The sequence below is a fragment of the Clostridium chromiireducens genome (assembly GCF_002029255.1).
Classification (GTDB): domain Bacteria; phylum Bacillota; class Clostridia; order Clostridiales; family Clostridiaceae; genus Clostridium; species Clostridium chromiireducens.
Genome location: NZ_MZGT01000055.1, coordinates 12,452 through 32,595, shown reverse-complemented (window position 1 = coordinate 32,595; position 20,144 = coordinate 12,452). Strand labels below are relative to the sequence as shown.

The window sequence follows — 20,144 nt, the reverse complement described above, 5'->3', positions numbered from 1 at the left end:
CAAACTAGAAACATAATACTATCCAGTTTTAGTATTTCAAAAGAAATATAAAAATATAACTGGAAATGAAATTTCCAGTTATATAACACATCAAATATTCAATTTACACAAGTTATTCTACATTCTCGAATATGACATATAAAAACTTAAATGCACCTAAAATATTAGATTTTTATCCTAATATTTTAGGTGCATTCCATTATTGCATATTCTAATTAATTGCTAGATTGAGTCATTTTGAGTTTCAGCTTTTTTTAAATAGTTATTACCCCAATCGCACATTGCATCTATTACAGGAATTATACTTTTTCCAAACTCTGAGAGAGAATATTCAGTTTTAGGAGGAACCACAGGATAAACAGTTCTATTAATTAATTCATCGCTTTCCAGTTCACGTAACTGTTGTGTGAGCATTTTAGGGGTAGCTTGAGGGATAAGCTTCTGTAATTCATTAAAACGAAGCGTATTATCTATCAAATGATACAAAATGATTGCCTTATATTTTCCACCAATTATGCTTATAGGGGCTTCAATCGGGCAATTAAATGTTTTTATATTACTCATTATTTTACACTCACTTTCCTTTTGGGTAGTATGTTACAAAAAAGTGCATTATTGCTTAAATGAAAATTACTGTTAGAATAATATCATGAATTAATTCAATATACAAGAGTAATCATAATCACAGTAAGAGGAGGAATAGAAATGAAGAAAAATATTGGATCTGTAGTAGGTCTTTATCCAACACCTTCAACTATTGTTGGAACAGTAATTCGAGATAGAGTAAATTGGCTTAATATAGCCCACATAGGAATCATAGGATTGGATACTATCATGATTAGCTCAAGAAAATCGCATTATACAAATCAAGGAATTAAAGAGAATAAAACACTATCTATTAATTTAGTAAGTGAAGATATGTTAATAGAGGCGGATTATGTAGGAATCGTATCTGGTAATACAGTTGATAAATCTGAAGTTTTTAAATACCATATGGGAGAACTTAAAAATGTCCCGATAATAGATAAGTCACCACTTTCAATGGAGTGTGAAGTAGTAGATATTTATGATACTAAAGATTATGATAATTTTATCTTAAAAGTTGTTCATACACATGTAGAGGAAGATAAACTAGATGAAAATGGAAAGATAAATTATGAAAAGGTAAGACCTTTGTTATTTGAAATGCCAACAAAAACATATTTAAGAACAGGTGATATAGTTGCAAAATGTTGGGACATAGGAAGAGAGTATAAGAATTCATAATATAAGGAGGCTTAAACTAATTCCATATAGGGATGGATATGTTTATGCCCCCTTTATTAATTATACAAAAAAACCTTAAAATTGTCCTTATTATCAATGGTTGCAAGTAGGACGTTTTTTATTTCAGTTTTATATAAGTTTTTTAAGTTAGAGACAACCCACTCTTCATTTTTATTAATTTGTTTTAGCTGTTCAAAATTGATTTTACCTTCCCTAATAATTGTACGTGGAAAATCAAAAGGTTCTGTTTTTATTTGCAGGGATGAAGGAGTAACTGGTTCATATTGTGGGTCTAAAAAAACAGAAATTTTCCCATCAGCTTCCCAAATTGCTAATGTTACCTTTTTTACATCTTCAACTTTCTCTTCACGCAACTCTTCTAATAGTATATCAATGGATATTCTTGCTTTTTTTAAACCCGTATAAAGGATTTCTCCATTCCTGACAACTGTAATCGGAGGAGGAGTTACAAGTCTTCGTAAAACCGGAAATTTAAGAATACCAAATAGACAGCAAAGATAAAGGATAAGTAATGCAACTGTAGTGACCATGGAACCTTTCAGCCCAAGATGTTCATCAGATAATGGATGGGCAATTATGTTTCCAATTACTAAAGCTATAACAAAATCAAGGAGCCTTAACTGAGCAATAGTGCGCTGCCCTAAGATTTTTGCAACAGTCAGTAAAAAGAAGAACGCAATAATAGCACGAAGAATCCACTCTATTGTAGTTAGGGATTCCTGGCTTTGTAAAAAACTCATAAAAGATACCTCCTATTTTAAAGATTTAATACTTGTGTTATTTTAACCAATATCTATAAAAAAATTAAAATAATAATATTAAAATAATAGGGATGATCTCTTTACAGGTTTTAAAAAAGAATGTACATACCAAATCTTGCATTGCTTTAGGTATAAACTTAATTTAATGGCTCATATCAAATATATCCCCGCCAGGAGTCATATTCATCATCATATTATTTGCTGCAAAAGCTAAGATTATATGGAGAATAACTACTAGTATAATACATCCCATGAAAATTATAAGTTTTTCTTTTTGAGTTAACTTAAAATTATTTTTTAGGGCAAAGCTTATAAAAGAAATTATTATACCCAATGGAATCAAATAAGATACGTAAGTAGGACTTTCTTTAAAATGCGATATCCCTCCACTAATCATACCTATACCTATTGCTAGAGTTAATGAAAATATAACAAGTTTAATACTTTCATTAATAGACATATGATGCTTATCAATAACCACTTCATTGAAAACTGAACCAGCAATAAAAAGGCTAAGCCCTGCAAATAGTATTATGGAATATCTAATAACATTAAAGGGCATTAATACTATTCCACTTGAGGTCATTCCGATACCCAAAAAATAAATGACGTAGACTAAATATTTGTAAATTAAATTTTTCATTTGTACACTCTCCTAACATAAAATACTATTTAAAATAGTTATTAACTTTATATTAAAACAATATTATGTAGATCATATGAAGAAAAAAGTAAATACAAGAGTAGAGAGGTTTATTAATAAATTTATATTTTGCTTGTTAATTAGGATTTGAATCATTAAATAAATAGTATGAAAATATATATAATAGTAATGCAAGTAATATGAGGAGTTGAGTATGACTGCTTTACGTGACTGTAATTTATATTATGATCCAAATACAGCAAATTATTTGATTGAGTATAAAGGTAACTTTAAAGAGCGAATGAATAACTTATCTTATGCTTGTGGTGATATAATTACAGACACTATTGGAGTAATATCAGTACAGGAAAAGGATTTAGACAGACTACTTAGGGAAGTACCTGAAATTGTTTTTTTTGATTTCGATATTATGTATGTATTACAAGATATATCACCATCTTCTGTTGATAATATAAATAATCTTAAAATAAATCCTTATCTCGATTTAACTGGTAGAAATGTGTTGGTTGGTATAGTAGATACTGGAATAGATTATTTAAATGAGGAATTCATACGCGAAGATGATACATCAAGAATAGTTAGTATATGGGATCAGACTATTAGAGAAAATAAAGATGAATCTGTATTTATTGGTCAGGTATATTCAAATGAACAAATTAATAATGCAATTATTGCAAAGAGGAATAATGGTAATCCTTACGAAATTGTGCCATCAAGGGATGAGGTTGGCCATGGGACTAAAATTGCAGGAATTATTGGGGCCAGGGGGACTACTGCTCAATTTCAAGGAGTTGCCCATGAATGCAATTTTGTTATTGTAAAACTGCTTGAATCAGCACATTTTAGGATGGAGATAGAAGAAAACAGAATTCCGTATAATCCAGTATATAGTGCAGCTGAAATTGTAAGTGGATTAGAATATTTAAGAAGAGTGGCGGCTGAACGCAGGCAGCCTATGGTTATTTATCTTGGTGTAGGAGCTACGGAAGGAAGCCATGATGGTACGAATTTAGTTTCCAGGTACATAACATCTTTAGGAAGCATTAGAGGATTATGCTTTGTAGCTGGAGTTGGTAATGAAGGGGATTCACAAGGACACGCATCAGGATACATTAGAACTGTAGGGGAAACAAAAGTAATAGATTTAAGAATATCAAAAGAAATGAAATATTTTCACATCTACATATGGATACGAAGACCTAACGTTGCCTCCATAAATGTGATTTCTCCTACAGGAGAATCATCAGCAATTATTGAGCCCAAAATAAATAAGGTTCAGCCGGTAAGATTTATTTTTTTGAACACAAGTATGAAAGTTAGATTTTATGCGCCAGAACATTTCACAGGCCACCAAGTAATAAGTATGGATTTTACAGATATCAAGCCAGGGATATGGAGCATTAATTTAATAGGGGAATATATAATAGATGGACGATATGATATATGGCTTCAACCCAAGAGTACACTTCCTGAAAACACAATATTTTTAGAATCTGATCCATTTAGCACATTAACTATACCATCTGAAGCAGTTAATGTAGTCACAGTTGCTTATTATGGAAATAACAATGCATTGATCGCTGCATCTGGGAAAGGGTTTAATACGAATGGCTTAATCAATCCTGATATCTCAACAATAGGGGTAAATATTCTCACGACAAATGTTGGTGGAGGAGTTACGACAATTTCTGGAAGTTCAGCAGCAACAGCAGTAGTCGCTGGAGCCTGTGCTCTTTTATTGCAGTGGGGAATTGTAGATGGAAATGATAAAACCATGTATACAAAAAAAATAAGAAGTTACCTTATGTATGGAGCTAATAGAAATCAATCTATTAGATACCCAAGCAGGGAAATAGGTTACGGTGATTTTGACTTGTTAGGAACATTTAATGTTCTTAGCAGAACATTTACAAGAGAAAATATTAAGCATAGCTTAAATGAGCTAGAATCTAGAAATGAAATAAGAAATGATGAATCTCATGAGTACTATATTAATAACTTATTTATTAGAATTCCGAAACGAAGATGAGGGGGAATATAAGTGGAAAAAACTTTTAGGGTGGCTCCGAGGGAGATTTTTAATGATAAGAATTATTTCCATTATATAGTTCAATATGAAGGAAATATAGAGGAAGATGTATCAAAGCATCCAGGATATTATGTGACCATAATTAATGATAGATATGCAATATTGTCTTCAAATAGGGAGTTAGAAATAAATATTAATCCACCTTTTTTCTCAACAATAGTATATGCAGCCGTGCCGGATATTTTTACTCTTCAGCAGATTTCACCCATAGAAGCGTCTGGTGCTAATTTCCTACAATTAGAATTACCTTTAAGATTAACTGGATCTGGTGTTGATGTAGCTATAGTTGATACTGGTATTGATTATTTAAATGAAGAATTTATACGTGAAAATGGAGAAACAAAAATTAATTATATTTGGGATCAAACAATTACTGGTGGAAGTCCAGGCAGTGTGGATGTACCATTTGGAACGACTTATGATAAAAACACAATACAACAAGCTATAAATGCATTTAGACAGGGGCAATCCCCTTATGATATAGTCCCAACCAGAGATGAGATTGGACATGGAACTAATATGTCAGGCATAATTGGCGCTATTGGCAAAAGTCCTAATTTAAAAGGAATGGTTCCTGATTGTAGTTTTGTAGTTGTAAAATTAGTAGAGAGTTTAGCATATAAGGACCTATTTAAGATAAACATTCCTGTATTCAGTATAGCATCAATTTTTCCGGCGATAGAATTTTTGCATAGATATTCATTAAGAAGTAATAGACCAATGGTTATATATTTCCCACTTGGAAGTAATCTGGGAAGTCATAAGGGAAATGGCATTTTAGAGCAGTATCTGGATTCCATATCAACAAAAAGTGGAATAGCTATAGTTACAGGAACAGGCAATCAGGGAGCGAGTCAGACACATACGTCTGGTTTCATACCACAAGTTAATGATTCAAGAACAATACAATTATATATTTCTCCAGAGCAAAGAAATATTGTACTTGATATCTGGATTGATTCACCAAATATATTATCTTTAGCAGTAATATCACCTTCTGGTGAAAGCACAGGAACAATAAGTGCAGAAATTGGTGCTTTAGAAACATATTCATTTGTGTTGGAAAATACATCAATGACGATTAATTACTATTTGCCGGAAGAGTATACAGGTGATCAACTGATACGTATAAGACTTTTGGATATAAAAGAAGGAATTTGGAATTTTAAATTAACGGGGCAAGTCATTTTAGATGGGGTATTTAATTCTTGGATACCTCAAGAGGGCGTAAGTGTAGGAGGAACGAGATTTGTTTCTTCAGATCCATATGGAACAATTACGAATCCAGGTACTTCAGATTATGTAATTACATCAGCAGCCTATAACCAGACAAATAACACTGTCTTGAATTATTCGGGAATAGGATTTCTAAGCGATTATGCTGCTAGGGTAGACATTGCTGCAGGTGGTGTTAATGCTCTAACTGTAGCACCTAACAATACAACTGCAATTGTTAATGGTACAAGTGTTTCAGCTGCAGTAGTTGCAGGAGCTTGTGCTATGTTATTTCAATGGGGAATTGTTGAAGGAAATGACCCTAATATATATTCTCAAACGGTAAAGACCTATATTCAAAGAGGAGCTGTTCAAAGAGGTGGTGATTCATACCCAAACCCACAATGGGGATATGGTATATTAAATGTAGTAAAGATGTTTCAAAACATGGTATAAAAAATTCAAAAATCCCATAATACATTCAAGAACATATAGCATGTCTAATATGAATGCATTAAATCAATTTTTGATTTTGGGATTTCTGAATTATTTGGTGTTATTTAAGCATGCATTTTCTGATGCAGCTTTTATAAATGCTTCAAAAAGTTTAAGCATATTTTTATCTCCATAGACAGTCATAATTTCTGGATGAAATTGTACGCCAACAACAAAGTCTTCACCACATTTTTCAATTCCCTCAATGACATTATCTTTTGAGAGGGCTGTAACCTTAAAGCCAGGAGCTAAATCTTTGATTGCTTGGTGATGAAAAGAATTGCTGACAATAGAATTCCCCAAAATACTATTTAAAATTGAGTCATTCATAATGTCCAATGTATGTGTTGCCGCGCCATCTTTTGTCTGCTGTTGATGTTTTATATAACAACCTTCCTTGTCGGATAAATCTTGATATAGAGTTCCGCCAAAAGCAACATTTAGAATTTGATGTCCTCTGCATATAGCTAAAACAGGTTTTTTTAATTCACATGCTATTTTTGCTACTAAAAGATCAAAGTTATCTTTCTCAGGAAAGATAAAGCCTAATTTAGTTGTAGGTTCTTCATTATATAGTAAAGGATTAATATCTATTCCACCGGAAAGAAGAACACCATCTAAAAGTTCAACTTGCTTTCTAATAGATTCTTCATCAGAAATTATTGGCAGTATAATAGGAATTCCGCCTGCATTAACTACTGATTCAACGTAATCAGTGCTAAGAGATTCTATAACAGAATGGGAATAGGGAGTTTCATGTTTAATAACTCTACCCGAATTTATACCAATTATAGGTTTTTTCATCATAATAATACTACCTCCACTATTATTATATATAAAATATACTATATAGACACAACGAATTAATGTCAATTGAAGCTTATTGGAAGATTCATAAAAAAATGTTAAGTTGTATTAAAATAAATATTTACAAAATAAATAAAGCAAGTACAATATAAGTAAAAGCGAACAACTTATATAGATGAACAGATTGTAACTTTAACTTATATGTTACTTATTTCTAGTAAAGATATATAATTAAATTTTTGATAAGCTTGTTTATTTATGTATGTGCAGGATAAGAAGAGCAATCTTAGGGGGATTACACATATAATGAAGAGATTTTTTAAAGGAATCATAACTACGTTAATTTCAACGCAGATTTTTTCGGTAACTGCCTTTGCTTATGAAAAGGCTGGAAAGTTAGAAGAGCTGGAATATAGTATCTATAAGCATCTTGAAAACAGGGATAGGAATTTTATTATCTTATATACAGGAGAAAGAATAGATTTTAAGGATAATGCGCTTAATTGTATTAAAAATGCATATTCAAAGGATGATTATCTAGAGAGATCATGGCTCGAGATAAGGCCAGTTGCAAAGGTAACTCAGGAGGGGATAGAGACAACTTTTGATGTGACATATTTAACTACAAAGGAGCAAGAAGAATATGTAGATAGAGAATTAAAAAGAATTACGGAATCTTTAATAAATTCCAATATGTCTGATTTAGATAAAGTAAAAGTGATAAATGACTATATAATAAATAGGTATGATTATGATAATACACAAAAATCAATAGATGTATATTCAGCATTAACTTCATCTATTACTGTATGCCAAGGGTATTCAATGACCGCATATAAGATGTTTAACTATGCAGGTATAGAAAATAGAATTATTATAGGAAAAATTAAAGATACTCCACATTCCTGGAATTCGGTTAAAATACAAGGCAATTGGTATCAATTAGATATTACTAACAATGATTCAATTGAAAGAAATAAATATTTTTTAATTAGCGATGACACGTTAATTTCTAAGGGATATATTTGGGACACGAGTAAATATCCTAAATCATATAAAAAATATGATGACGCGTGACTTAGAGTTATGCGATAGCTCGCCGAAAGAAAGGGTATTCTGTTGCTCGGTTGCGAGAGAAACCAGCTATGGATTTCTAGCAGTAAAAGTTGTTCCAGTTAAGCTTGTCATTAGCTTGGCTAAGGAACAAGCTTGACTGGTGCAACTTTTGCTGTTAAGTGAGAATCCAAATCTTTGATTTGGCTATCGAACTTACTCAGCGAACGCAAGTGAGTCGAGTTTCACAAATCCACAATTATTTTTTCTAGCAACCGAGTAACAGAGCATCTTCTCTTTCGGCGGTTGTTACATAAGTCTAAAATAAAAGTAGTTTACCCTTTTATATTATTTCACAAAAAAGCTAATATAGTTTTGGAAATTCTCAATATAGCATCTAAAGGATTACATATAGTAAAATGTAATTGTAGCAGAGATAAGAAGTTTAAGTATGAAAATTATATAAAGATAAAGGGAGGAAATAGATATGGCAGATTTATCACTAAGACATATTTATAAAATTTACGAAGGGGATGTAACAGCGGTTAAGGATTTCAACTTAGAAATTGAAGATAAAGAATTTATAGTTTTCGTTGGTCCATCAGGATGCGGAAAATCAACAACTTTAAGAATGATCGCAGGTCTTGAAGAAATTTCTAAGGGTGAATTATATATAGGTGGAAAATTAGTTAATGACGTAGAACCTAAGGAAAGAGACATAGCAATGGTTTTCCAAAACTATGCGTTATATCCACATATGACAGTATATGATAATATGGCGTTTGCATTAAAATTAAGAAAAGCGCCAAAAGATGAAATAGATAAAAAAGTTAGAGAAGCAGCTAAGAGATTAGATATAGAACATTTATTAGAAAGAAAACCAAAGGCTTTATCAGGAGGTCAAAGACAAAGAGTTGCGCTTGGACGTGCTATTGTTAGAGAACCAAAGGTATTCTTAATGGACGAGCCTTTATCAAACCTTGATGCAAAATTAAGAGTTCAAATGAGAACTGAAATATCAAAACTTTATCAAAGTTTAGGAACAACATTTATATATGTTACTCATGACCAAGTTGAAGCTTTAACAATGGGTACTAGAATTGTTGTAATGAAAGATGGTTTAGTTCAACAAGTTGATTCTCCACTTAACATATACAATACACCAAATAATTTATTTGTTGCAAGCTTTATAGGAAGCCCTCAAATGAACTTAGTAAATGGTACTGTTGTAGAAAAAGACGGAAAAATTTACTGCAGTTTTGAAGAAAATAACATTTTATTACCAGAAGAAAAAGCTAAGGTATTAAAAGATAAAGGATATGTGAATAAAGAAGTTGTATTTGGTATGAGACCAGAACACTTAGACGATAATGAAGAAATTATTGAACAAAATCCAGCTGCAACACTTTCAGGAGAAGTAGAAGTTGTTGAACGTATGGGAGCAGAAAGTTATATTTATTTCAAATCAGGAAATAACAATATGACAGCAAGAGTTGATGGAAGCACTAAATGTGAACCTAAGGGTAAAATTAAATTATATGTTCAAAATGAAAATATTCATGTTTTTGATAAAGAAACAGAATTAAGAATATGTTAGAATATAACTAGAAATTTTAATATTTCAGTAGTGATAAATATCACTCAGCTTATACTCCCATCTATTTGGATGGGAGTATCTTAATAACTAAACATGTAATCAAGTGCCCCCTGACTGAGGTGGGTTTGATTCGCATCTGAATCCTAGTTGAGTGCTACCCTAAGGGGGCACTTAGTTTAGGAATGTCAGCTGTTATTTACAATGTTACGGATGCTAGCTATCGGATAAATTATAATTGAGGTGAGAGAATGAAGGGATTAGTAAAATATCTACAAGAAATATATGAAAATTGCGAAATACCGTTTGAAGTTTATATAGACGACGAAATAATGTTTAAGGCTAATCCTGATTTACTTGAGGAGAATTTAGTTGAAGATACATTTTTGATTGGAGCAAAGAAATTTGCTATAAGAATTGAAGAAAAGAACAAGAATTCTATGAAGATATTAGAATTTTGTATTAAAGATAGATACCAAGAGGATTATAACAAAAAAGAAAAAATTATAACTCAATTATTGCAAAACTTGAGTATACCAAAAGAGAAAATAAAAGAAGTGATGCCTCAAATAAAAGAAGATACATTTTTAATCACAATGACTTTAAATGAAAAACTCATTGAAGCACTAGAGGTTTTGAAAAATATTTATAATGATACAGATATTATAATATTAAACTATGAGGATAATATTATTCTTATTGGAAACTTTGAAGATATAAATGAACATGTATCAAGTATTAGTGAAACAATAGTACTTTCGCTTTATGAAAAGTGTTATATAAGTTATTGCACTATTAAAGATTATGATTCCATAAATGAGTTATATAATGAAAATATATATAAAATTAATTTAGGAAAAAAATATAATTTATCTTCAATGATATTTAGTCAAAATAGTCTTTTGTTTGAAAAAATTATGGATAGTTTAAGTGAGGAAACTAGAGAAAAAGTATTGAATAATTTTAATAATGGATTGTCAAAATTAGATGAAGATATGATAAAGACAATAGAGGTTTTCTTTAAGTTAGATTTAAACTTAAGTGAAGCATCAAAAGAGTTATATGTTCATAGAAATACATTAATCTATAGATTAGACAAAATTCAAAAGTATACAGGCTATGATATTAGAAAATTTAATGATGCAGCTTTATTTAAAATGGCTTTCTTTATTTGGAATCAAAAAAGATAAATTAACTATGGATATCTATAAGAAACAACGAAATTAAGTAATATGAAAAGAAGGATGTATGATGGTTAAAATACTGACAAGCGGATTTCCTGAGTTTGACAAATTTGAATTTATTAATTGGATATAAGTTAATTTGTAACTTTCATATATTGAGCATTATAGGTGGATAATTCCACCTATAATTTTTTTAACTTATTTTTCAACACTATGTTGACATATATCCACAATTATTTTTTCTGGCGACCGGTTAACAGAGATTCTCTTCTTCGATTTATTATCTAATAAGTATATTTACAAATTTTCTAAAACTTTAAGTTGCCACATAAGTCTAAGTTATATGCTTGATATCTATAAAAATTTAAAATTTTGTATGATTGTATAAAAATTCAAGGTTTGTTAAAATGTTATTAAGTATGTTAAAAGAAATGTGAAGGCATAAACATTATTGGAATAAAAACGAATATAATATTATATGCTTATATCAGATGTACCTTTTAAGAAAATTGAATAAAGCTACTAAAAACCATATGGATATTACGGTAACGATGCCGAGATTAATATGGGTTTAATAGTATTACAGGAGAAAAGTATGAATATAAAGGATATAGCAAAGTTAGCTCAAGTTGGGGTTAGTACAGTTTCAAGAGTACTTAATAATCATCCAGATGTAAAAGAAAGTACAAGACAAAAGATTGTGGAAATAATTAAAGAGAGTAATTACATACCTAATAATAGTGCTAGAATACTTAAACAAAATAATACAAAAAATATAGGCATTTTAGTCAAAGGTGTATTTAATCCTTTCTTTTCTCAAATGACTAATGTCATAGGAAATATTATTAATGAGAATGGATATACAATGATAGTACGCCAAAATGATTATAATATTTATCAAGAAGTTGATACGCTCATAGCTTTTATTAAAGAAAAGAGGCTTCAGGGGGTTATATGCTTAGGTGGAAATTTTATTGATATTACTGATGATAGTTTTAAAGAAATAAATGTACCTATAGTATTAACTTCAGTAAATACTGTTTCAAAACAGGGGAAGGAATATTACTCTTCTATTGGTATAGATAATATTAAAAGTGCATATGACGCAACAATATATCTTATAAATAAAGGGCATAAAAATATAGCACTAATTTTAGGTGAAGCAAATGATATGGGTGTAAGTTTATGGCGTTTAGAAGGATATAAAAAAGCCCTAGAAGAAAAGGGAATAGGAGTAGACAATAGCTTAGTTGTAAGTGGTGGATACTCAAGTAAAGGGGCATATAAGGAAACTATAGAATTATTAAAGCAAAGAAAAGATATAACGGCAATTTTTGCTCTTTCAGATATAATGGCCATGGGTGCGGCCAAAGCAATCCTTGATAGTGGATTAAGAATTCCTAAAGATATATCAATAGTAGGGTTTGATGGAATGGATGAAAGTGAATACTATAATCCAAGTCTCACAACAGTAAAACAGCCTCAAAAACTAATGGCAAAAATGAGTATAGATCTATTGATATCACAAATTAATGGTAAAGAGGGAAATAAACACACATTATTAGATACAAAATTAATAGAAAGAGATTCGACTACTAATTTGTGATCAAGTGAAACTTGATTCAGGTGGGGGTTGATCTCCATCTGAGTCTTAGTTGAACTTATACCCTCAAGGGGTACGCCGTCTAGGGTCTTGCCACTGTTATCCCCCACTTAAAGAAAAGGGGGTGTTACAGTGGCTAGACATCAGATAAATCTTAAGGGTGGAGGAATGAGAATGGAAAGAGGAAGCGGGATTATTATGCATATTGCATCTCTGCCAGGAAAGTATGGGATTGGGACATTTGGAAAATCAGCATTTGAATTTGCAGATTTTTTGAAAAAATCTAGGCAAAAGTATTGGCAGATACTCCCTTTAGGTCAGACAAGTTATGGGGATTCGCCTTATCAGTCATTTTCAGCATTTGCTGGAAATCCATATTTTATTGATTTCAATCTTCTTGAAGAGGAAAAGTTATTGAAGAAGGAAGATTATAATGAAATAAATTATGGAGATAATCCAGAATGGATAAACTATGAGCTATTATTCAAGGAAAAAATGAAAGTTTTACGACTTGCATATGAAAATTTTAAAAGGCTTAAAAATATTGATTTTGGTGAATTTGAAGAGAGTGAGGCTTTTTGGCTTGATGATTATTCGATGTTTATGGCGATAAAAGCTAAATTTGATTTAAAAAGTTTTCAAACATGGGATGGGAATATTAAGTTAAGAGAAGAAGAATGCTTAAATAAATACAAGGTGGAACTTTTGGATGAAATTAAGTATTGGAAATTCCTGCAGTATGAATTTTTTAAGCAATGGAATAGCTTAAAGAAGTATGTTAATGGTCTTGGAATAAGATTTATCGGAGACATACCAATATATGTATCTGAAGATAGTGCTGATTTATGGAGCAATCCAAAAGTATTTTTAGTAGATGAGAAAACATTAAAGCCATATAAAGTAGCTGGATGCCCACCTGATGCATTTTCTGCAACTGGGCAGCTTTGGGGGAATCCTATTTATAACTGGGATTATCTTGAGAAGACAGGTTATGAATGGTGGATAAGTAGAATTAAACAAAGTTTAAAGCTTTATGATGTTATACGAATAGATCACTTCAGAGGTTTTGAATCATATTGGTCAATACCTTATGGAGAAAAAACAGCTGAAAATGGAAAATGGGTAAAAGGTCCTGAAATAAAATTATTTGATGCAATAAAGAGAGAGCTTGGAGATGTAAATATTATTGCTGAAGATTTAGGAATATTAACTGAAGAAACTGTGAAGTTTAGAAAGAGTACAGGCTATCCGGGGATGAAAGTACTGCAGTTTGCATTTTCTGGAGGTAGCCAAAATTTTTATTTACCTCATAATTATGAAAAAAATTGTGTAGCTTATACAGGAACTCATGATAATGACACTATTAGAGGCTGGGTTGAAAAAACAGGGGAAAAATACGAAGTCGAAAATGCAATTGAGTATTTAAAATTGACAAAAGAAGAAGGGTACAACTGGGGATTTATAAGGGGAATATGGAGTAGTGTGGCGAATACTTCCATTGGGCTAATGCAGGATTTTTTAAATCTTGGAAATGAAGCAAGAACTAATCTGCCTTCAACAATAGGGAATAACTGGTGTTGGAGAGCAAAAGATGATGTTTTTACTGATGAGTTGGCAAATAAGATATATAGATTAACTAGAATTTATGGAAGGTGTGAGTAGTCATGGAAAAACAGAGAATAAAAGAGGGGATTGAAAGATACTTAAAAGTTAAACACGGGATAAAACTGAAGGATGCTAAGGATTATGAAATCTTTAATGCGGTTTCGTTAACAGTTTTGGAGGAAATAATAGATAATTGGAATACAACTACTGAAACTTATAGTAAAGGAAGAATGGCTTACTATTTGTCAGCAGAATATCTAATGGGCAGAGCCCTGGGTAACAATTTGATGAACTTAGGGGTATATGATGAAGTTAAGGATGTTTTAAGCGAATTAAATATAGATTTAAATAGAATTGAAGAAATAGAAGAGGATGCGGGACTTGGAAATGGAGGACTTGGAAGACTTGCAGCATGTTTTGTAGAATCAGCTGCAACTTTAGATATGCCTCTAGTTGGATATGGTATAAGATATAGTAATGGCTTATTTAAGCAAAATATAGAAAATGGATTCCAAACTGAGTGTGAAGATACGTGGCTTAAATATGGGGAAGCGTGGAGTATTAGAAAAGATAATGACATCCAAATAATAAATTATTCTGATATGACAGTAAAAGCAGTTCCTTATGATGTGCCAATAATAGGGTACGGTACTAAAAATATTAACACATTAAGATTATGGCAATGTGAGGCTTTAAGGGAATTTGATTTTAATTTGTTTAACAACCAACAATATATTGAAGCAGTATCTGGAAGAAATAAGGCAGAAGATATATCAAGAGTATTGTATCCAAACGATACGGCTGAGGCAGGAAAAATATTAAGACTTAGACAACAATATTTCTTCTCTAGTGCATCGATGAAAGATATCATAAAGAAACATAAAGCTAAATTTGGAAGTGACTTTTCAGAATTTGCAAAATATAATGTGGCGCAATTAAATGATACTCATCCAACAATCTCAATTCTTGAATTTATAAGAATATTAATTGATGAGGAACACGTTGAATTCTCAAGTGCATTAGCAATTGCAAAAGAATTCTTTGGTTATACAAATCATACTATATTGGCAGAAGCTCTAGAAAAATGGGATATTAGATTAATAGATAGGTTATTCCCAAGAATACTGCAAATAGCATATAAAGTTGATGAAGCTTTAGTGAATGAATTAAGACAAAGAAGTTATGATGAAGGAGCGATTTGGAACTTTAAAATTATTGCAAATGATCAAATGAGAATGGCTAATTTAGCTATATATGTAGGAAGAGCTGTAAATGGAGTTGCTGCCCTTCATACAGAAATTTTAAAGAAAACTGAATTAAACCATTGGTATCACTTATATCCTAACAAATTTCAAAATAAGACTAATGGAATTACACCAAGAAGGTGGCTTAGACTTTGTAATGCTGAATTATCAGAGCTTATAACAGATTTATTAGGAAGTGAAGATTGGGTTAAAAACTTAGAGTTGCTTAAAGGCCTCGAGAAATATAAAAATGATGATAAAGTTCTTGAAAGACTTATGTCAATTAAACATGAGAAGAAGGTACAATTGGCAGAGTACATTAAGCAAGAAGAAGGGATTATCATAGATCCAAATTCATTTTTTGATATTCAAATCAAAAGATTACATGAATATAAAAGACAATTATTAAATGCTTTATATATTCTAGACTTATATTATAGAATTAAAGAAAACCCTGATTTGGATATACCAAAAACAACATTCATATTTGGAGCTAAAGCATTTCCAGGATACAGAAGAGCTAAAGGTATTGTTAAGTTTATAAATGAAATCGCTAGATTTATAGATAATGATTCAGAAGTATCTAAAAAGATTAAGGTTGTCTTTGTGCATAACTACAAAGTATCATATGCACAAAAGCTGTTCCCAGGATCAGATTTATCTAAGCAAATTTCTACAGCAGGGAAAGAAGCTTCAGGAACAGGTAATATGAAGTTCATGCTTAATGCAACACCTACCTTTGGAACTTACGATGGAGCAAATATAGAAATTGTTCAAGAAAGTGGAGAGCACAACAATTATATTTTTGGCCTAAGAGTTGAGGACATTGAGAAAATAAAACACTCGTATGACCCTAAATGGTATTATAGAGAAAATCCAAGTATTAAAAGAGTAGTGGACACACTAATAAATGGCACTTTGGATGATGGAAGAACGGGCTATTTCGAAGATTTATATAATGCATTATTAGAAGAAAGAGACCAATATTATGTGTTAGCAGATTTTGAGCTATTTAAAAAATCACAAGAGCAAGTTTTTGAAGATTACAAAGACAAAAAGAAATGGGCTCAAAAATGTTTCGCTAACCTTTATAGTTCAGGAATATTCTCAAGTGATAGAACTATAAAACAATATGCCGATGAAATATGGTATATAAAGCCTGCGCCTATTAAATAGATTAATAACCGAAAGATAAGGTACTCTGTTCCTCGGTTGCTGGAAAAAATAATTGTGGATTTCTAACAGTAAAAGTAGCACCATTTGGACTTGTTCCCCAGTCAAGCTGATGACAAGTCTAAATGGAACAACTTTTACTGAAGAAATACCTACAATCATTTTTTCAATGCAACACTGCGGAAAAGAGTACCTTATCTTTCTGGTGATATATATTTCAAAGTCGCTTTGTCTATATGAGGCAAAGACTACAAGCATAAGTGGAACAACTTCTAATGAAGAAATCCTACAGCAATATACTAAATGCAACACTGCAATAAAAGAGTTTACTCCCTTTCTGATATAGTATGCATATTTAAAGGGGTAAATAAGCTGATGACAAGCCTAATTGGAACAACTTTTAATATTATAAATGATGGAGGGAATAAATAATATGAGTAAAGAATTTTATGTTGGATTTGGAACCTTAGCGTTGATTAACGCAGGAATTGCACAGGGGAAAAATAGGTCTGGAATGAATTGGTTTTTACTATCGTTATTTTTGGGGCCAATAGCAACATTATGTTTGGTATTATGTGATAAAAGATAAAAAAATGGCTATGTTTCAATATACTGTTGAAATATAGCCTTAAAAATTATAGGTGAGATTCTCCATCTATAATGCTCAATATATGAAAGATGCGTATTAATTAATATAAATATTATTTATATTACATTATGCTGTTTAGGTATTCTAGATTCACAAGGTACATCTATCTGACATTTTCCGCAACCATATCTGGGCTTATGTTTTTCCATTGTTTTGTCCAAAAATTTAGAACATATAATATGATTTTTCCCATTTTCTATGGATATTGCATTGGCTGGACAATTTTTTACGCATTTACCGCACCTTGAACAGTATTCATATATATTTTCGTATTCTCTCTTATCAGGTGATAAATATAATTCTGTAATAATGCTACCTAGTCTTCCAGATATACCTTTTTGCGTTATAAGTCCTTTAGAAAGCCCGAATGTTCCAAGTCCACATATAAAAGCAGCATGTCTTTCAGACCAATTGCTTGTAAATTTTTCTTCATGATTTGGGTGATCAGAATTTGACCAGAACCTTCCATCTAAAGTAGGTATGACACTATTATATCCTGCATTCATCAATTCGGACTTTAAATGTATACACAACTTATTTACCAAACTCTGGCCTTCAATACGTCCATGAAGCCATTCTTCAGAAGGCCATGACATAGTCCTTCTATTTCCTTTTTTAACTGCTTCGCTAAATGGTAAAAAAAATGATATCACTGTCATGGATTGTGGTAACCATTCTTTTGGAAGCATGAAGTGTTTCCCAATTGCTGATGGTTGTTTCAATAACGTAAAGTGCTCATCAGCCGCAGAACCAAATGTAAAAATTGGAGCATCAAAAATTTTCATTCCTATAACATTTTCCGAAATTGCTATTTCCTTTGTTATATAGTTATCTAGTGAATGCTCAACAAAGTCCTCGGCAGTTTTTATAAAATATTGTTTGTCCATTTGTTCTATCCCCCCCTAATTTATATTACTAACACGCGATTTATTTTTACTATTTAACTTAATATAATACCCCTACTCAATATTACATAAATTACTTGGCAAAATTTTACTACTGTTAATTAAACTATAGTTTTTAATAACACTTATTATAACATAATTTACAGAATATCACATATATCATGCATACATTAGATCTCTATTTTTAAGTCTTTTATTTTGATATATGAATGTGCTACATTGCTTTGAACTCTAAAGTTTTTTTGCTTGTCTTGTACTTGTCGCAGGAGCGTGCAGAAGTGGTGTAACTTTTTATTTAGATATGCTCAGCGAAATTTTTCATAGACCTGAGGAACATATATGTATTCTCTTTCGGTTGTTTTTTTGTTGTATTTTATTGGAAAGATAAAACGGTATAAGTTTACATTTAATTTTATTTGAGGTATTATTAATATAGAAAATTAATGCAAAAGTAGCAATATTTATGACTGGAATTTTGAATATTACTAAATTTTAGTTAATCGAAATATAAGTTTATTTTTGAGTTAGTAATTCAGTTTACTTATGATATATTATTTTGAAGTATTGTTTAAGAAAAGAGATTATGATACTGGGTGTCTTTACAAAAAGAAATTCTTATGAATTTCTTTTTAATTGTATATAGTAAATTTAAAGGTCCAAAAATTATGAAAGGGGATTAAATATGAAGAAAATAGTAGTATTGGATGGTAAAACTTTAGGGAATGTAGATTATATTAAGTTAAATGAATTTGGTCAAGTAATTTATTATGATTTAACTGCGGAAGAAGATGTTGCTGAAAGAATAAGAGATGCTAATATTGTATTAACAAACAAAGTTAAGCTAACCAGGAAAAATATGAAAGATGCACGAAACCTAGAGTTAATATGTGAAGCAGCCACAGGCTATAATAATATTGATATTGATTATGCAAAAGAAAGAAACATTGCAGTAACTAACGTTAAAGGATATTCTACTACAACAGTAGCTCAGCATACATTTGCAATGTTACTTCACCTTTATGATAATATAAGTTATTTTGATAATTTTGTTAAGTCGGGAGAATATTCTAGGCATGAAATGTTCACCAATTTAGAATTGCAATACAAAGACTTATGCGGTAAGATATGGGGAATAATTGGTCTTGGAAATATCGGTAAAAGAGTAGCGAGAATAGCTCAGGCTTTTGGCGCAAGAGTTGTATATTACTCTACTTCAGGTAAAAATGAAGATTCGGATTTTGCAAGAGTAGAATTTGATTCACTATTAAAGCAATGCGATGTTATTTCAATACATGCACCTTTAAACGAGAAGACCGAAGGGTTAATAAACTATGAGACCTTCACTAAAATGAAGAAAAATACGATTGTCATTAATGTTGGAAGAGGTCCTATTATAGTAGATGAAGATTTAGCTAGGGCTTTAGATGAAGAAATAATAGGCGGAGCAGCTTTAGATGTTTTCAGAGAAGAACCAATACCATTTGACAGTCCTTTATTAAGAATTAAAAATAAAGATAGATTAGTATTAACACCACACGTGGCATGGGCTAGTGAAGAAGCTAGAAATAGACTATTCACAGATTTACTTGAAAATATAAGCGCATACAACAGAGGTGAAAGAAGAAATAGAGTTGATCTTTAAAGTTATTACAAAGCAACCGAAATGGACTATATGTGTTTGCTCCGGTTCTTTGAAGATTTTGCTGGATGATTCTAAGAAGATAAGTTGCTCCCAAAATGCTAGCCTCAAATGCAAGATTTGAACTAGCATATTTGGGACAACTTATATTCTAAGAATCAAGGCCAGCAAAATCTT

At 31.0% G+C, this 20,144-nt stretch carries 17 protein-coding genes; 12 read left to right on the top strand and 5 right to left on the bottom strand.

The window, feature by feature from the left end; all coding sequences use genetic code 11:
* Window positions 1-222: 222 nt before the first annotated feature.
* The gene (locus CLCHR_RS17790; RefSeq protein WP_079441250.1) at window positions 223-564 is read right to left on the bottom strand and encodes a winged helix-turn-helix transcriptional regulator; all 342 of its coding nucleotides are present in this window, start codon (window positions 562-564) and stop codon (window positions 223-225) included.
* Window positions 565-705: 141 nt separating this feature from the next.
* Between CLCHR_RS17790 and CLCHR_RS17785 the strand changes: the two genes are divergently transcribed.
* Complete coding sequence (locus CLCHR_RS17785; protein ID WP_079441249.1) at window positions 706-1,266, top strand: flavin reductase family protein; 561 nt, start codon at window positions 706-708, stop codon at window positions 1,264-1,266.
* A gap of 56 nt (window positions 1,267-1,322) precedes the next feature.
* Here CLCHR_RS17785 and CLCHR_RS17780 read toward each other — a convergent pair whose 3' ends face one another.
* Window positions 1,323-2,027, bottom strand: coding sequence for a DUF421 domain-containing protein (locus CLCHR_RS17780; protein ID WP_079441248.1), 705 nt, complete (start codon window positions 2,025-2,027; stop codon window positions 1,323-1,325).
* A 163-nt stretch (window positions 2,028-2,190) separates the two neighbouring features.
* Window positions 2,191-2,691 carry a hypothetical protein gene (locus tag CLCHR_RS17775; protein ID WP_079441247.1) on the bottom strand — a complete coding sequence of 167 codons (501 nt, stop codon included), beginning with the start codon at window positions 2,689-2,691 and terminating at the stop codon, window positions 2,191-2,193.
* Window positions 2,692-2,905: 214 nt separating this feature from the next.
* Here CLCHR_RS17775 and CLCHR_RS17770 point away from each other — a divergent pair, with 214 nt between their 5' ends.
* Both CLCHR_RS17770 and CLCHR_RS17765 read left to right on the top strand, forming a co-directional pair.
* Window positions 2,906-4,741, top strand: a complete 1,836-nt coding sequence (locus tag CLCHR_RS17770) for a S8 family peptidase (RefSeq protein ID WP_079441246.1) — start codon at window positions 2,906-2,908, stop codon at window positions 4,739-4,741.
* A gap of 12 nt (window positions 4,742-4,753) precedes the next feature.
* Complete coding sequence (locus CLCHR_RS17765) at window positions 4,754-6,472, top strand: S8 family peptidase (RefSeq protein ID WP_079441245.1); 1,719 nt, start codon at window positions 4,754-4,756, stop codon at window positions 6,470-6,472.
* A gap of 90 nt (window positions 6,473-6,562) precedes the next feature.
* On the opposite strand, the gene CLCHR_RS17760 is transcribed toward CLCHR_RS17765, so the two are convergent.
* Window positions 6,563-7,318 carry a gamma-glutamyl-gamma-aminobutyrate hydrolase family protein gene (locus CLCHR_RS17760; protein ID WP_242966145.1) on the bottom strand — a complete coding sequence of 252 codons (756 nt, stop codon included), beginning with the start codon at window positions 7,316-7,318 and terminating at the stop codon, window positions 6,563-6,565.
* A 306-nt stretch (window positions 7,319-7,624) separates the two neighbouring features.
* On the opposite strand from CLCHR_RS17760, the gene CLCHR_RS17755 reads away from it, so the two are divergent.
* From CLCHR_RS17755 to CLCHR_RS24905, 8 genes are all read left to right on the top strand, one after another.
* Window positions 7,625-8,395 carry a transglutaminase domain-containing protein gene (locus CLCHR_RS17755; RefSeq protein ID WP_079441244.1) on the top strand — a complete coding sequence of 257 codons (771 nt, stop codon included), beginning with the start codon at window positions 7,625-7,627 and terminating at the stop codon, window positions 8,393-8,395.
* The gene (locus CLCHR_RS24910) at window positions 8,382-8,531 is read left to right on the top strand and encodes a hypothetical protein (RefSeq protein WP_169896841.1); all 150 of its coding nucleotides are present in this window, start codon (window positions 8,382-8,384) and stop codon (window positions 8,529-8,531) included. Before CLCHR_RS17755 ends, CLCHR_RS24910 begins: the two co-directional genes overlap by 14 nt.
* Window positions 8,532-8,858: 327 nt before the next feature.
* Window positions 8,859-9,968 carry an ABC transporter ATP-binding protein gene (locus tag CLCHR_RS17750; RefSeq protein WP_079441243.1) on the top strand — a complete coding sequence of 370 codons (1,110 nt, stop codon included), beginning with the start codon at window positions 8,859-8,861 and terminating at the stop codon, window positions 9,966-9,968.
* A gap of 248 nt (window positions 9,969-10,216) precedes the next feature.
* On the top strand, window positions 10,217-11,155 hold the full coding sequence (locus CLCHR_RS17745) for a PucR family transcriptional regulator (protein WP_079441242.1): 939 nt from the start codon (window positions 10,217-10,219) through the stop codon (window positions 11,153-11,155).
* Between the two features lie 589 nt (window positions 11,156-11,744).
* Window positions 11,745-12,755: a LacI family DNA-binding transcriptional regulator gene (locus tag CLCHR_RS17740; RefSeq protein WP_079441241.1), complete on the top strand. Its 1,011-nt coding sequence runs from the start codon at window positions 11,745-11,747 to the stop codon at window positions 12,753-12,755.
* 171 nt (window positions 12,756-12,926) lie between these two features.
* Window positions 12,927-14,414, top strand: a complete 1,488-nt coding sequence (malQ, locus tag CLCHR_RS17735; RefSeq protein ID WP_079441251.1) for a 4-alpha-glucanotransferase — start codon at window positions 12,927-12,929, stop codon at window positions 14,412-14,414.
* 2 nt (window positions 14,415-14,416) lie between these two features.
* Window positions 14,417-16,777 (top strand): glycogen/starch/alpha-glucan phosphorylase, encoded by a 2,361-nt coding sequence (locus CLCHR_RS17730; RefSeq protein WP_079441240.1) that lies wholly within the window; start codon window positions 14,417-14,419, stop codon window positions 16,775-16,777.
* Window positions 16,778-17,207: 430 nt separating this feature from the next.
* Window positions 17,208-17,363 (top strand): hypothetical protein, encoded by a 156-nt coding sequence (locus CLCHR_RS24905; protein WP_169896840.1) that lies wholly within the window; start codon window positions 17,208-17,210, stop codon window positions 17,361-17,363.
* Between the two features lie 116 nt (window positions 17,364-17,479).
* Here the strand turns inward: CLCHR_RS24905 and CLCHR_RS17725 are convergent, their stop codons facing one another.
* Complete coding sequence (locus CLCHR_RS17725; protein WP_079441239.1) at window positions 17,480-18,310, bottom strand: DUF362 domain-containing protein; 831 nt, start codon at window positions 18,308-18,310, stop codon at window positions 17,480-17,482.
* Window positions 18,311-19,010: 700 nt separating this feature from the next.
* On the opposite strand from CLCHR_RS17725, the gene CLCHR_RS17720 reads away from it, so the two are divergent.
* Complete coding sequence (locus tag CLCHR_RS17720) at window positions 19,011-19,970, top strand: D-2-hydroxyacid dehydrogenase (protein WP_079441238.1); 960 nt, start codon at window positions 19,011-19,013, stop codon at window positions 19,968-19,970.
* Window positions 19,971-20,144: the final 174 nt, after the last annotated feature.